The following is a 14,986-nucleotide window of genomic DNA, read 5'->3' as shown; positions in this document are numbered from 1 at the left end:
GTCCAGCGCCCCCGCCTCGATCAGGGCGAGGGCCCGGCTGACGGTGTTCGACGTCCCCCGCCACGCCCCCATCTCAGGCGCCGTCTCGGGCCGACACCGCAGACAGGCGCGAAACCCCGCCGCCTCCGCCGACGCCGCCGTGGGATGAAACACCACATTCTCGCGCCGGGGCGTCCGCGCCGGGCAGACCGGCCGGCAGTAGATCCCCGTCGAGGTCACGCCCGTGAAGAACCGCCCGTCGAACCGGGCGTCCCGCGCCCCCAAGGCCCGCCAGCAGGCCTCCTGATCCAACGACTGTTCCATGACCCGCAGGATGGCGGCTCAGCCCGGCGATGTCTCGCGGTTTTCGGACATGGATGCTCAGTCCTTCAGATAGAAGATCGCCTCGACCGTCGTGTTCAGCGCCCGCGCCAGCTCCAGGGCCACAATGGTCGAGGGGATGAAGACCCCGTTCTCCACCGTGTTGATCGTCTTGCGCGACACGCCAGCCTTGTCGGCCAGCCCCTGCTGCGTGAACCCAGCCGCCGTGCGCAGTTCCTTCAGCCGCGAACCCAGCCTTGGATCACCCATCGCGCCCGGCCTCCCGATCCAGCCAGGCGAATCGCAGCCCCGCCGACGCCCCGCCCAAGGCCAGGACATAGGGCAAGGCCATGATCCCGTACTGGGGACGCCACAGCCCCAGGCCCAGCGCCACGGTCAGGCCCGCCATCAGCACGACGAAGGCCAGGATCATCGATCTGGCCCGCATGAGCTGGGTCAGCTCGTCTTCCAGGAACCGGCGGTTTTTGCGTGTGTGTGCGTCCCAGCCCATGACGATAAGCGGGATCAGCCAGCCGTAAAGAACCGGCAGAAGAACCTGCACATAGGCGCCCAGATTATGGTCTCCACCCAGGATCCGCTCCATCGCCCGATGCGCCTGAGCCATGAAGAGAAGCAGCACCACGGGCAGCATCACCAGCTGTTGGGTGCGCGCCCGCTCCAACTTGTCACGCCGCGCCCCTTCGCCGCTCGCCGCCACGATGATCGACTGGCCCGGACGCGCGCTCCACGCCCAGATCGCCCCGATGAGCGTCAGAGCAAATCCGATCCCTGTCGCCACACCGGCCGCCGTCGCCTGGTCGCCCTCTGCGCCGGAGACCATCGCGAACCCCGCGCCGCCGACCATGGCTACGGCGCCGACGACGGCCAGGGCGAGCGCCGTCCACCAGCACCGTCTTCTTTCCAGTTTCACGCGCTGGATCGCTTGATCGTCGCTGTTGCTCATGTCGCCCTCCTGACGTAACCTTGAGGTGACATATCACCTATAGGTTACACGTCAAGACCGTTTTCTTTTTCCGTGCCCCAACTAAGGTGTCCGCCTCCCGGGGGTTCATTTCATGTCCAGTCATCGTCGTTCCGTGCGTCCGCTCGCCTTCAGCCTGGCCGGCGCCTGCGCCGCCGCCTTGCTCGCGGTCCAGCCCGTCTCGGCGCGTCAGACCGCCGCCGACATCCCCACCGTCCGCCAGACCCTGGGCTATGACAGCGGTCAGGAGATCACCCGCGCCGCCGACGTCCGTCGCTATTTCGAGGCCCTGCGCGCCGCCGCTCCGGACAGGGTGGCGATAGGCGACTATGCGACGACCTGGGAGGGCCGCCCCCTGTTCTGGGCCGCCGTCGGCTCGCCCGCCAACATCGCCCGGCTGGACCAGATCAAGGCCGACGCCCGCGCCCTGGCCGATCCGCGCCGCACCTCGCCCCAGCAGGCCGCCGCCCTGATCGCGGATCAGCCGGTCCTGGTCTGGATGGCCTATTCGGTCCACGGCAATGAGATCAGCCCCGCCGACGCCGCCATGCAGGCCGCCCGTCGCCTGCTGACCGACCCGACCGCCCAGGCCTGGCTGGCCAACACCGTCGTCGTCTTCGTACCGACCCAGAACCCGGACGGGCGCGAGCGTTTCCTCAACAGCTTCGCCTCCGGTCGCGGCTCCCTGCCCAATCCCGACCCCGCCTCGGCCGAGCGGGACGAGCCCTGGCCCAGCGGCCGCTACAACCATTATCTGTTCGACCTGAACCGCGACTGGTTCATCCAGACCCAGCCCGAAACCCAGGGTCACGCCGCCCTGGTCCGCGACTGGCGGCCCCAGGTGGTCGTCGACAGCCACGAGATGGGCTCGGACGAGACCTTCTTCTTCCCGCCCGAGGCCGAGCCGCTGAACCCGTGGATCTGGCCGCGCACCCTGGAGAACCGCGCCCTGTTCGGCCGCAACACCGGCGCCCGGTTCGATGCGGCGGGTCTGGCCTATTTCAACCGCAAGGTCTTCGACGCCTTCTATCCGGGCTATGGCGACGGCTGGCCGGGTTATCTGGGCGCCGTCTCCATGACCTACGAGGTCGGGTCGGCCCGGGGCCTGGCGGCCCGCCGCAGCTCGGGCGAGGTCTTCACCTACGCCGACACGGTGCGCGCCCACCTGACCGCCACCCTGGCCACCATCGAGACGGCCTCGCGCAATCACGACCGGTTGCTGAACGACTTCTACGCCTATCACCGCGACGGCGTGGCGGGACGGGGCGCCTATGTTCTGTCGCGTGCGTCGGATCCGGCGGCGGCGGACCGTCTGGCGGGCCTGCTGGTCCGTTCGGGCATCGAGGTCGGGGTCGCGCGCCAGGCCTTCGCCTGCGCCGGCCAACACCGCGCGGGCGACTATGTGGTCAACCTGGCCCAGCCCCAGCGCCGGATGGCCGAGGTGCTGCTGACCCGCGACGTGCCTGTCCCGCCCGACTTCCTGGCCGAACAGGAGCGCCGTCGCGCCCGCGGCCTGGGCGACGAGATCTATGACGTCACCGCCTGGTCCCTGCCCTTGATGTTCGGCGTCGATGCGACCCGCTGCGACAGCGCGCCCAGCGTCGCCGTCGAGGCGCGCGGCCCCGAACTGGTCACGCCCGCCGCCGTCCGGAACGCAGAGGCCCGCTACGGCTTCCTGGTCGCGCCCGGCTCGGCCCAGCCCCGCTTCCTGGCCGCCGCCCTTCAGGCCGGACTGACGGTCAGTTCGGCCGACCAGCCCTTCACCCAGAACGGCCGCGACTGGCCCGCCGGAACCCTGATCCTGCCGAAGGCGGGCGCGCCCGCCGACCTGATCGCCACCCTGAACCGCCTCGCCGCCGACACGGGCGCCGAAGTCGTGGGCGTAGACGAGTCCTGGGTCGAGCGCGGCGCCGGTTTCGGCTCCAGCGACGTGGTGCGTCTCCGCGCGCCCCGCATCGCCCTGGCCTGGGACAGTCCGACCGCCCCCGACGCCGCCGGCGCGACCCGCTGGCTGCTGGAACGCGACCTGGGCTATCCCGTCACCGTCATCCGCACCGCCAGCTTGGGCGAGGCCGACCTGGCCCATTATCAGGTCCTGATCCTGCCCGAGGGTCGCGACTACGCCTCCGTCCTGGGCGAGGCCGGGGTCAAGGCTCTGCACGAGTGGGTCTCGCGCGGCGGCACCTTGATCAGCCTGGGAACCGCCACCCGCCTGCTGGCCGACGCCGACAGCGACATGCTGGCCTCGCGCCGCGAGGACGGCGCCTTGGACAAGGACGAGGACAAGCCCGCCGCCCCCGCCCGGATCGCCAACCAGACCGACTACGCCGCCCTGCTGGCCCACAGCGACCACGGCCCCGACTCGGTCGCCGGCGTCCTGGCCCGCGCCCATGTCGATCCCGACCACTGGATCGGCGCCGGCCTTCCCGAAACGCTGAACGTCCTGGTGCGTGGGGCCGACATCTACGCCCCCCTGAAGCGTGGCGAAGGGACCAACGCCGTGCGGTTCGAAGGCTCGGACCGGCTGCTGGCCTCGGGCCAGCTGTGGGCCGAGAACCAGGCCCAGCTGGGCTACAAGCCCGTGGTCATGGTCGAGACCCTGGGCTCCGGCCAGATGATCGCCTTCACCCAGGATCCGACGGTGCGCGGCTATCTGGAAGGCCTGAAGCCCCTGTTCGCCAATGCGGTGTTCAAGGGACCGGCCCACGTCTCGCCGCGCTGGTGAAGTCCCAGACGCCTGATCGCGATCAGGACTGGACACAGGCTCAGACGCGCATAACCTCGTTTTTCGCCCGCAGAGGCGCAAATAGAAAAATGGGAGTTACGCCTTGGTTCGTCTGTCTGTTTCCAAACTCGTCTCGATCGGCGCCTCGGTCGGGGCGGCCGCCGCCCTGCTCGACGTGGGCGCCGTCGCTGTCGCCCAGACTCGTCCCGATCCCCAGCCGGCCGTTTCCGGCCGCGCCCTGCCGGTCGGCAGCTATCGCGAGACCTGCCGCAACATCTCGCTGAACGGGGATCGGCTGCGCGCACGCTGCATCGCCAAGGACGGCCAGTCGGTGGCCTCGACCCTCAGCGTCCGCGCCTGCCGCGGCGCCCAGGTCCGCAACGACAACGGCCGCCTGACGTGCGACGCCGCGCCCGCCGCCCGCACACGCTGACGCCCGACCCGGCCCCGGATGCGCCGGGGCCGGGCCTGATCACATGGGTCTGATCACATGGGCCCGATCACATAGGCCAGAACAACAGGATCGCCGGCGGCCCGATCACCAGGACCAGCAGACTCAGCGGCGCCCCCAACTTGGGATAGTCCGAGAACCTGTACCCGCCCGGCCCCATGACCAGCGTATTGCACTGGTGCCCGATGGGGGTCAGGAAGTCGCACGCCGCCCCCACCGCCACCCCCATCAGGAAGGGGTCAGGCCGATAGCCCAGTTGCTGGGCCAGGGTCGCGGCGATGGGCGCCACCACCAGAACCGTCGCCGCATTGTTCAGGAAGGGCGTCACCGCCATGGCCGCGAACATCATGCCGGCCACCGCCACCACGGGCGGTATGCCCTGGAAGATCGACTTCAGCCCCCCGGCGATCAGATCCGCCCCGCCCGTCTGCTGGATCGCGTCCGACACCGGGATCAGGGCGGCGATCAGCACCAGCAGCGGCCCGTCCAGCGCGGCGTAGGCCTCGCGCATCTTCAACCCGCCCAGGGCCACGATCACCACCGCCGCGCCGAAGAAGGCGATGGCCACGGGGATCAGGCCGAACCCCACCATCACCATGGCGACAGCCAGAACCACGGCGGGCAGGAACTTCCGCCGCTGGCCGCCCAGCCGCATGTCCCTTTCCGCCAGGGGCAAAAGACCCAGGGTCGCCAGCCGCCCCGGCAGGCCGGCCTCGGACCCCTGCAGCAACAGCACATCCCCCGCCTGCAGCTTGGCCGTCCGCAGATGCTGCGTCAGCTCATAGCCGCTGCGCGACACCCCCAGCAGGTTCAGCCCGTACTGGCCGTACAGGTCCAGCGACCGCACCGACTGTCCGGTCAGGGACGAGTCCGCCCCGATCACCGCCTCGACCAGATGGACCTCGTCCTTGGCCTCTTCCAGCAGCACCGGCCGGTCGCCGCGCACCAGTTTCAGCTTGGTGGCGACGATGAATTCCTCCAGCGCCTCCTGGTCGCCCTTGATCAGCAGGGTGTCGCCGGCCCGGATCAAGGTGTTGCCGCGCGGCCGGGCCTTGCGCTTGCCGTCGCGGATCAGGGCCATCACCTGGATCTCGTCCGGCGCCATGGCCTTCAGGGCGCTGATGGGCTTGGTCGCCAGCGTCCAGTCGTCGGGCACGCGCGCCTCGGTCAGATAGGCGTTGGCCGACAGGGCCGCCGACAGACCTATGGTCCCCGTCCGGTCCTTGGGCAGCAGCCGATAGCCGAACGTCAGGAACACCAGGGCGGCCCCCGTCAGGATCAGGCCCACCGGCGCATAGTCGAACATCTGGAACGGCGCCCCGACCATGTCCTGACGCACCTCGGCCACCAGGATGTTGGGCGCGGTCCCGACCAGGGTCACCATCCCCCCCGCCATGGCCCCAAACGCCATGGGCATCAGCAGCCGCGACTGTTTGGTCCCCGTGCGCCGGCTGACCTGCAGCGCGACCGGCATCATGATGGCCAGGGCGCCGACGTTCTTGGTCACCATCGACAACAGGGTCACGGCCGCCGTCAGCACCGGCACCTGGCTGCGTTCGGTCTTCAGGTGCGGCAGGATCCGCTTCAGGGCCAGTTCGACGATGCCCGACTTGGCGAAGGCCGCCGACACCACCAGGGCGCAGGCGATGATCACCGTCACATCGTTGGAAAAGCCCTCGAACGCCGCCTCGGCCGGGATCACCCCGATGGCCAGACCCGCCACCAGGGCCGCCACCGCGACCAGGTCATAACGGAACCGGCCCCAGATGAAGGCCGCCACCGTCAGGCCGACCAGGCCGAAGGCCAAACCCTGTTGTAGTGTCACTCAGATGCTCTCGCCCCCGGCCGCCCAGCGCCGCCGACGGACAGCAACGGCGGAAACGGCCGGAGGTTCAACACATCCGCGCCGGCGTCCCCTACCGGCCGACGACCAGTCGCCCCGCCGCCCGCAGGATCCGCCAGATCTCGGCCAGGAAGGCCCAGACCACGATGATCATCAGGATCGCCGCCAGACCGCCCGCGTCGTCCGCCGTGGGATGGAACAGCGCCCGCGCCCGCTCGGCGAACTCCGTCACTGTCCCGACCCAGATCACCGGCGTCAGCGGCGACCAGAACCACAGCCACGCCACGCCCCAGGCCGCCGCGGCGCCGAAAGCCATGTCGCCCAGGGCCGTCAGCCGCACATTCCCCCCCGACGCCGCCCGCGTCAGGTCGAACAGGATCCGCGCCACGACGAACAGGGTCACGGGCCAGTAGGCCGCGTCGACGACCTGGACCAGGATCCGGCCATAGTCGACGCCGTCCACCACGCCGGCCAGTTCCTCCGGCCGGATCGAGGCCATCGGCAACAGGCCGGTCCACCACAGCAGCAGCACGCCCCAGGCGATGGCGCTGGACACCGCCCGCGCGGCCGGCGACATCTCGGCGCTCTTGCGCACCGCCGGCCCCGACTTGGCGGCCGCGTCTTCGCGCAGCGTCGCCCCGCCGCGCGCCAGCCTCTGGCCCCAGGTCTCGGCGTCGATATCGCCGCCCAGTTCGAACAGGCCCAGATCCTTGACCCGCCATCTGGCGATGAAGTCGGGCTTCTTCTCCTGCCGCTCCAGCACGAAGCCGATCAGGGTCACCACCCCGACCACCGACACCGCCCCGCTGAACAGGCTGGCGAAGGCCTGGCCTATCGCCTGACCCGCGTAGATGTCGCCGGCCAGCACCCGCGCCGCCAGTCCGATCAGGGTGACGCACGCCATCACCAGCAGCGCCGTCTTCACCGCGAACAGCCACCACGGATACAGCTCCGGCCCGATCAGCGCCTGCGGCCCCGACCGATACCGCGCCGCCACCGTCAGCGGATGGCCGACCTCGCGCAGCAGGGCCTCGACCTCGTCGTCGCTCGGCGTCCGTCCTAGCCGCTCTTCCAGCGCCTCGAGCCGGCCCATGATCTCGTCGCGCAGCTCGGCGACGATGTCCTCGCGCGTCGCCTTCGGCAGCTGGGCCGCCACGGCCTTCAGATAGGATTCAACCACGTCCATCCCACGCTCTCCCTCTTTCCCGATGTTCACAGCATCTTCTCCAGCGAGGCCGACAGGCCCCGCCATTCGGCCGCCAGCCGCGCCAGCATGGCCTCCCCGCGCGGCGACAGGCGGTAGAACCGCTTCTTGCGCCGCTCCTCCTCGCGCCACTCGCTGTCCAGCAGCCCCTGGCTCTCCAGCCGCCGCAGCAGCGGATAGAGGGTGCTCTCCTCCATCTCGACCCCGACCTCGCCCAGGGCGACCCGCAGCGAATAGCCGTATTGCTCGCGCCGCAAGCTCGCCAGCACGGCCAGGATCAACGACCCCCGCCGCAGCTCCAGCCGCAGACTCTCGAACAGCAGTTCCTCATCCTGACTCAAACCCGTGCTCCCGATCCACGACGTCGCATAGTGTGTGACGCACAGTGTATGGGACATACTGTACGAGGGAGTCAAGACGCGATGGTTTCCGCATGAAGAAGGGCGCGGAGGGTTTCCCCTCCGCGCCCCAATACCGACGATGCGTCGATCCGCTTAGAAGCTGCGGAAGTTTGCGCTGATGAAGAAGCGTCGGCCGAACAGGTCGAAGTTGTCGTCGGTCGTATTGCCGAGCCAGCGCGCCGGCTCCGCGTCGAAGGCGTTGACCACGCCTGCACGCAGGGTGACGTCGTCCCGCACATCCCAACGCACCGAGAAATCGTGTTGGCTGAAATCGCCCGTCTCGATGTACTTCAGGCTCTCGTAGCGGTCCGGATTGGCCAGGATATTGTCGATATCCTCGATTTCCTGGCTGGCCTGCCAGTCCCAGTCCCAGCTGAACGACAGGGTGTCGGTCGGCGACCAGGTCAGGGTCGACAGCAGGCGCACGCGCGGCGAACCGACGGTGTCCTGATAGTCCGTACCGTCCGCCGGATCGTCGATGTTCACGTAATCGACCTGTTCGATCAGCCAGTTGCCGCGGATGGCGTGACGGAACGAGCCCCATCCACGCCCGCCGAAGCGGAACAGATCGCCGCCCCATCGGGCCGAGAAATCGACGCCCTTAGCCGTCAACGCCGCATAGTTGAGCGAGCCCTGGATGAAGCTGGTCACCTGGAAGCTGGTTGCGTCCCGCGTCTGGGTCAAGCAGGCCAGAGTATTGACCTGATCGCCGCTGACGCACTGGTTTGCGGCCGCCTGAGCGCTCACCGAGTCGATGGCGTCGTTGATCTCGATATCGTAGTAATCCATCGTGATCGCGAGGTTCGGCAGCAGGTAGTCCGGCGTCCAGGCGAAGCCGTAGCTGAAGCTTTCCGAAGTCTCGGGCTGCAGGAATTGGTTACCGCCCGCCAGGCCGGGCACCGAACCGCTGCCGTAGTTCGGCAGATAGGCGTTCGTCGCGCCCAGGTCGGCGAAGTTCAGATTCAGACCCGCGGCCGAGGCAAGCGCGCCGCAGTTGGCGATCCGGTTGGCCGCGATCGAGCGGTCAGCCAGATTGTTGATGACGGTCGCGCTGCAAGGATCCGAGAAGCCGTTGGCGAAGGTCTGCCCCAGCGGCTCGTTGGTCTCGCTGAGGTTCGGCACGCGGATCGCGGTCGATTTGGTGGCGCGCAGCAGCAGTTGGTCGAACGGACGATAGGTTACGCCCAGGCTATACGTCTCCTGTTCGCCGACGTTGGAATAGTCGGAGAAGCGGTAAGCCCCGTTGATGTCCATAGACCGGCCCAACCAGGTGTCGCGCATGATCGGGACCTGAAGCTCGGCGAACATCTCGTTGGTGTCATACGACGCTTCCTTGAAATCCGCGCCGCTGTTCAGGAACAGCAGACGCCCTGCGCGGTCCCGATCACGCCCGATGCCGCTGGTGATCTCCTTGCGGTACTCGTAACCGACGACCGCACCGATCGGACCGGCGCCCCAGAAGTCCCACAGATCGCCGCCGGTAAAGGCGACGAAATCGTGCTGCTTGTTCTGATCTTCGACCTTGATCGAAGCCTGAATATAATCCAGCGCCTCTTGCGAGAAGCCGCCGGCGCCGAACACCCGCACAGGGGTGCAGTCGCTGATGACGTCGCCCTGGCGCGAATAGGTCGTGGTGACGCCGCCGCTGGTGAGGCTTGCGTTCGGCACGGCGACGCCTTGGGCGTTCAGCAGTTGCACGCGGCAGACCACCTCGCCCGCACGGCCGTTGACGATGCCAGCGGTGTCAACCACCGCGTCAGCGGCCGCCTGATAACGAACGATATCCACGCCCAGTTCGACGTTTTCATTGTCCATCTGGCCATAGGTATAGGCCGCTTCCCACCGAATATTGCGCACGAAGCCGAAGTCCGGCGCATCGCCCCGCAGACCCAGCACATAACGCTGCAGTTCGCGGGTGTTTTCCTGAGTCCGGGATGGGCCATACAGCTTGTGCTGGGCGCGCGGGTCGGCGACCGTTCCGGTCAGAACCCCGGCCGAGTTATAGACTTGCCGGCGGTTATTCGTGATCGCCAGGCGCACATCTTCCGGCAGATAGGCGTTGTCCAGCCCGATCTCGAACGCCGACGTCGCCGTGATCGCCCCGACCGTGCCCGGCGCGAACTGGCGGATGTTGAAGTCGTGGAATACCCGCTGACCGGCGTCATAGGTTTCTTCCTTGACGTACTTGGCCTCTCCGAAGGCCTCGATGGAATCGGTCAGCTTGAAGTTGAAGCCGGTCTGGAAGCGGTAGTTCTCCGATTCCGGAAGGCGGCTGTTCTGGCCCTGCTCGGTATTGGGGTTCTGACCCAGCCCCCCGTTGCTGACGGTGCGCGACAGACCCGTCTGCTGGCGAATCGGGCCGAACACCACAGCCTGCGAGGCGCCGGCGTCGGTATACAGATAGCTGTTGTTCGGATTGTTGGTCGGCGCGACCGAGAAGCAGTTCGCCGAGAACGAGGTGGCCGAGCAGGTCGCGAACGGCACGTCCGGATCGCTGGCGGGGCTACGTTGCACGCCGGTGGACAGAATCGTGATCCCGCCTCGGTCTGTGCCGCGAATATAGGTGCGCAGGTTGTTGACCAGGATCAGATCGATGACGCCGTCGCTGGACGCTGAGGACGGGTCTGCGTCGTTGCTGATGAAACCCCAGCCCTCCCGACGCCAGTCGACATCGCGGTCCAATACCTCGTCGCTGCGCTGATACTCGCCAGAGACATAGACGTTCAGACGATCTTCCAGGAACTTGCCCCCCCACAGGGCGGAGAGCCGCTCGCTCATCTGTCCGTCTTGGTTGACCTCGGCCAGCGATGCATCGACCTCGAGCCCGTCGAAATCCTTGCGCAGCGTGAAGTTGACCACGCCCGACACGGCGTCTGCACCGTAAACGGCCGCAGCACCGCCGGTGATCACTTCGACGTTCTCGATCAAAAGACGCGGAATCGTATCGACATCGACGGCCAGAGAACCGGGCGAGGACCCGACATGGCGACGGCCATCGACCAGGACCAGCGTACGAGCCGAGCCCAAGCCGCGCAGGTTCAGCAGCGACAGGCCGCCATCGTTCAGGTTCGATCCTGTAGTGTCTTCCGGCACTTGAGAGAATGAAAGCGCGGGAATGTCGGCGAGGAAGTCGATGACGTTAGATTCACCCGATTGCAAAACCTCTTCCTGGCCGATCTGGATCAGGGGCGTCGCGGCGGTGGTGGCGTCGCGGCGGATGCGCGACCCGGTGACGACGATCTCCCCAACTTCGGCAGCCTGCGAGCCTTCGGCCTCCTGCGCGGCGGCGGCGCCGACACTCCCCATCACTCCGGCCAGCACTGTTCCGGCCAGAAGGGCCCCACGCAAAGTCCGTCCAGCGTCCAAATTCACTCGCATGCATAACTCCCCGAATTGAGCGACTAATAGTCGCCGCAATGCACATGAGAGCGAGGCGACGCCACCTCATTTCAGCAAAACAGACATATATTTGGCGCCTGCGTATCAATTTGGTGACAAGTTTGCGCCTTTTGATTGTTCCGCTATCAACTTAGTCGAGTGACAAAGAAAAAGGCGGCGGACCGAAGCCCGCCGCCCTCTTCATTTCGAATCGACCGCGATCCCTAGAAGGACTTGGTCAGGTTCACGAAGGCCGTGCGGCCCAGGTAGTCATAGCCCGAGTACAGCGGGGCGTTGCCGACCCGGTTGTACACGCCCGACGAGATGGTCGGCGGGTTGTCGTTGAACAGGTTGCGAACGCCGAGCGTGGCGGTCCAACCATCGGACGCATACTGGACCGAAGTGTTGTGCAGCCAGTAGTCATCGGTCGCGAGGTCGTAGTCCGACGTAGCCGGATCTTCCCCGTAGTAGGCGTAGCTGTCGGTGCCCTGGATCCATTCGACACCGTAGCGCACGCGCCACTTGTCCCAGGCGTAGGAGACGTCGGCCGTTCCGGTGAACTCCGGATTGTCGATCATGCCGGTGTAGTCTTCCAGCGGATCTTCGGCGAACAGCTTGTTCGAGATTTCCGTGTACTGGGTGATCGCCAGGTTGAACAACGCCGTGCCGGGGCCGACGTCCTTGCGATAACGGACCGTGTAATCCAGGCCTTTCACATTGTCCGTCGCCAGGTTGACGTAGCTGTCGCGGACCGTGAGGCTGTTGTCCACCGCATCGCGCGTGACCAGTCGGCAGAAGCCGGCGTCGGCCGCGAAGTCGGCCGGGTTGGAGTCATAGCAGCGGGTCAGGATCTGGGCTGCACCGGTGCGCGACACGCCGTTCTCGACCTCGATCTCGTAATAATCGACGGCGAAGGCCAGATCGCCCCAGCCCGAGGGCAGCGGCGGCTGGACGACCAGGCCGACGGTCATGTTGGTCGAGGTTTCGGCCGCCAGGCCGGCGTCTGCGCCGCCTGCGGTGATCACCGTGACGCTGTTGGTCGACTGGAAGTCGCCCGCCAGGCCTTCGGCCGTGCAGTTGGCGACGCGGTTCGGGTTCACGCCCGGCGCGCCGTAGTTGTTGCAGCGGTCGTTGGTGTTCGACAGGAAGCCGGTGGTGGCGCCGACGAACTGTTCGAACAGCGCCGGGGCGCGGTACGAGGTGCCGTAGGTGCCGCGAACCGTGACCCAGTCGATCGGACGATAGACCAGACCGACCTTGTAGGTCGTGTCGTCGCCGTACGAGTCATAGTCGGTGTAGCGGAACGACCCGTTCAGGGTCAGCTCGCGGACGCCCGGCAGGTCGACCAGGATCGGCGCTTCGATTTCGCCGAACACTTCCTTCACCGAATCCGAGCCGCGCGTGATGGCCGAGGTCGAGAAGTTGTAGGTGTTGCCCAGCTGGCTATCCAGGCCCGGCGTGTCGTCGATTTCGGACTCACGCCATTCGGCGCCGAAGAAGCCCATGACGCGGCCGGCAGGCAGGCTGAACAGCGGGCCGTCGATGCCGATGCTAACCACTTTTTCGGTGAACTCGGTCGTGCCGGTCACCGGACGGAAGACATAGTCGACCCAGTCCTGCGGCAAGGCGCCACGGATGGTCTGCGCGTTCAGGGCGGGTGCGGCGACGCAGCCGGGGTTCGAAGCCAGTTCGGCGCACTGGAACTGGCCGGGCGCCGTTTCCACCACGTCCAGCGACTCGATCATGCGATCGGTCAGGAACTGTTCGCTGGTGTAGGTCGACTTGGACCGCGAATAGCTGACGTAGGCGTCATAGCGCCATTCCGGCAGGAACAGGTCGCCCTTGATGCCGGCGACATAGCGGCCGAAGTCCACTTCCTGTTCGGAATGGTCGTTGCCGAAGCCGATGAAGGCGCGGGCGCCGACATCCTGGCCCTTGTTCAGGCCCTGATCGCCCGAGATCGTGCTGAACGCCAGGCTGTCCGGGATCAGCGGGCTGCCCTTGGCGTAGTCCAGCGAGAGCTGGCGATAGCCGGTCTGCGAAGACTTGCGCTGGTTGAACAGGGCTTCGCCATAGACCTCGGCGTTCCCCAGGGCGTGAAGGTCATAGCCGACTTCGCCGTACAGGGTGGTGATGTCCACCGGCGAGATCAGCGACTCGTTCAGCATCCGGTCTTCGAAGGTGTCGCGGACGTTGAGGTCGTTGCCGGGGCCGCCCACGCCTTCAAACCCGGGCACGCCGCCGGCGACGCCCGCGTTCGGACGCCAGCGATTGAACACCGTCCCGACGGAACCGGGCGCGCCGACGCCCGCCGTGCCGATGAACGTCCGGGCGCCGCTGGCGCTGGGCGGACCCTCCACGCCCAGGGCGACGGTGTTGATCGTCACGCCGTTCGAGCCGGTCGTGGTGATCGGATAGCATTTCGACTGGCCGGTCAGCGGGTCGATATAGTCCTGGCCGTTGCGGAAGCCGTCGGTCTGGCAGCGCGTGAACTCGCGGTCGCGCAGGGTCAGTTCGTCACGCTCGTAGCGTTCGACCGAACCGGCGGCGCGCCAGCGGTCGGCACGGACGCCCGCCGTCAGCGACAGACGGGTCGAACCGCCCGCGCCATTGGCTTCCAACGGCTCGTTGCGCTGGCCTTCAAAGGTGACGCCTTCGAAGTTGTTGCGGGTCTGGATGTTGACCACGCCGGCGACGGCGTCCGAACCATAGACCGACGAGGCGCCGTCACGCAGCACTTCGACGCGGTCGATGATGGCGGTCGGCAGCACGTTCAGGTCGGCCGCGCCGACCGAACCGCGCGAACCGGCCGGCGAAACGCGACGGCCGTTCAGCAGCACCAGGGTGCGGCTCGGGCTCATGCCGCGCAGGCCGATGGTGTTGGCGCCGGGGCCGCCGTTGGTGACGTAGCCGCCGTACGAGTTGTTGATCTGCGAGGTGCCGCCGGTGACGGCCGTGCTCTGCAGCGCCTCCGTGGTCGAGGCGAAGCCCTGCAGGGTCGCCTCTTCGCGCGTCACGACCTGGGTCGGCGAGGGGGCGTTATAGTTGTCACGGCGAATACGGGAGCCGATGACGACGATGTCTTCGACGCTTGCGGACTCATCGGCCTGAGTAACGGTGGCGTCTTGAGCCATCGCGACAGGCGCTGAAAGCATGGACAGCGAAGCCGCCACAATTCCGCCGACCACAGTCGACGACAGAAGGTAATTTTTACGAGTACGCATACGCCTCATTCACAAACAGTATTGAACAATACTTAGGGAAACAGCTAGATATCGCGGATATATACCGATGGTATGTTAAATACATCCGTTATACGACCTTGTTAGGCATACGTTTTACACACCGCAACCAAAAAGTCGCATAATTGTACGAAAAATGGAGGAATTGGGCGCGATAGGTCACATGTTGCGGCGTATTGAAGCATTTTACTTCCACATCACGCCGCTTTGTCGCCATTTTTAGGCCTTGAACCGGCCGTTCACCGCCGCAAGCCCCCTCTCTGGCGCCGCCGCTTCCTGCGCACTAAGTTCTGTTCATGAACCGTTCTTCGACGCCGAAGCCCGCCGCCGCCAAGCCCGCCAAGCCCGTGCACACGCCCGACCCCGGCGTGCGCGAGGCCGCCGCCGCCTTCAAGCGCGACACCGGGAAAATGCCGATGTTCGCCCCGGTCACCGGCCCGCGCCTGACGCCGGAGGAGCC

General features: G+C 66.8%; 10 protein-coding genes. 2 read left to right on the top strand and 8 right to left on the bottom strand.

Annotation, left to right across the window (positions count from 1 at the left end; all coding sequences use genetic code 11):
• The 3 genes from ER13_RS11490 to ER13_RS11480 all read right to left on the bottom strand — a co-directional run.
• Positions 1 to 303: Ada metal-binding domain-containing protein (locus ER13_RS11490; protein WP_035309381.1), on the bottom strand; the 303-nt coding region annotated here is incomplete at its 3' end.
• A gap of 57 nt (positions 304 to 360) precedes the next feature.
• Positions 361 to 570, bottom strand: a complete 210-nt coding sequence (locus tag ER13_RS11485) for a helix-turn-helix transcriptional regulator (protein WP_035309379.1) — start codon at positions 568 to 570, stop codon at positions 361 to 363.
• Positions 563 to 1,264: a hypothetical protein gene (locus ER13_RS11480; RefSeq protein ID WP_035309377.1), complete on the bottom strand. Its 702-nt coding sequence runs from the start codon at positions 1,262 to 1,264 to the stop codon at positions 563 to 565. Before ER13_RS11480 ends, ER13_RS11485 begins: the two co-directional genes overlap by 8 nt.
• A 112-nt stretch (positions 1,265 to 1,376) precedes the next feature.
• Between ER13_RS11480 and ER13_RS11475 the strand changes: the two genes are divergently transcribed.
• Both ER13_RS11475 and ER13_RS11470 read left to right on the top strand, forming a co-directional pair.
• Complete coding sequence (locus ER13_RS11475; RefSeq protein ID WP_052005057.1) at positions 1,377 to 4,007, top strand: M14 family metallopeptidase; 2,631 nt, start codon at positions 1,377 to 1,379, stop codon at positions 4,005 to 4,007.
• A 103-nt stretch (positions 4,008 to 4,110) separates the two neighbouring features.
• On the top strand, positions 4,111 to 4,440 hold the full coding sequence (locus tag ER13_RS11470; protein ID WP_035309375.1) for a hypothetical protein: 330 nt from the start codon (positions 4,111 to 4,113) through the stop codon (positions 4,438 to 4,440).
• Between the two features lie 67 nt (positions 4,441 to 4,507).
• On the opposite strand, the gene ER13_RS11465 is transcribed toward ER13_RS11470, so the two are convergent.
• From ER13_RS11465 to ER13_RS11445, 5 genes are all read right to left on the bottom strand, one after another.
• Entirely contained in the window at positions 4,508 to 6,283 is a 1,776-nt protein-coding gene (locus tag ER13_RS11465; protein WP_035309373.1) for an SLC13 family permease, read from the bottom strand.
• A gap of 91 nt (positions 6,284 to 6,374) precedes the next feature.
• Positions 6,375 to 7,487: a hypothetical protein gene (locus ER13_RS11460; protein WP_035309371.1), complete on the bottom strand. Its 1,113-nt coding sequence runs from the start codon at positions 7,485 to 7,487 to the stop codon at positions 6,375 to 6,377.
• A gap of 26 nt (positions 7,488 to 7,513) precedes the next feature.
• Positions 7,514 to 7,846, bottom strand: a complete 333-nt coding sequence (locus ER13_RS11455; RefSeq protein WP_008261789.1) for a PadR family transcriptional regulator — start codon at positions 7,844 to 7,846, stop codon at positions 7,514 to 7,516.
• Between the two features lie 153 nt (positions 7,847 to 7,999).
• A complete protein-coding gene (locus tag ER13_RS11450; RefSeq protein WP_197019777.1) occupies positions 8,000 to 11,254 on the bottom strand; it encodes a TonB-dependent receptor in 3,255 nt (1,084 codons plus the stop codon).
• Between the two features lie 254 nt (positions 11,255 to 11,508).
• The gene (locus tag ER13_RS11445) at positions 11,509 to 14,418 is read right to left on the bottom strand and encodes a TonB-dependent receptor (protein ID WP_230307675.1); all 2,910 of its coding nucleotides are present in this window, start codon (positions 14,416 to 14,418) and stop codon (positions 11,509 to 11,511) included.
• Between the last annotated feature and the right edge of the window lie 568 nt (positions 14,419 to 14,986).

It is taken from the genome of Brevundimonas sp. EAKA, assembly GCF_000698025.1.
GTDB classification, from domain to species: Bacteria; Pseudomonadota; Alphaproteobacteria; order Caulobacterales; family Caulobacteraceae; genus Brevundimonas; species Brevundimonas mediterranea_A.
Note: the sequence above shows the minus strand (reverse complement) of the source record. Positions and strands in the feature narration are given on the sequence as shown.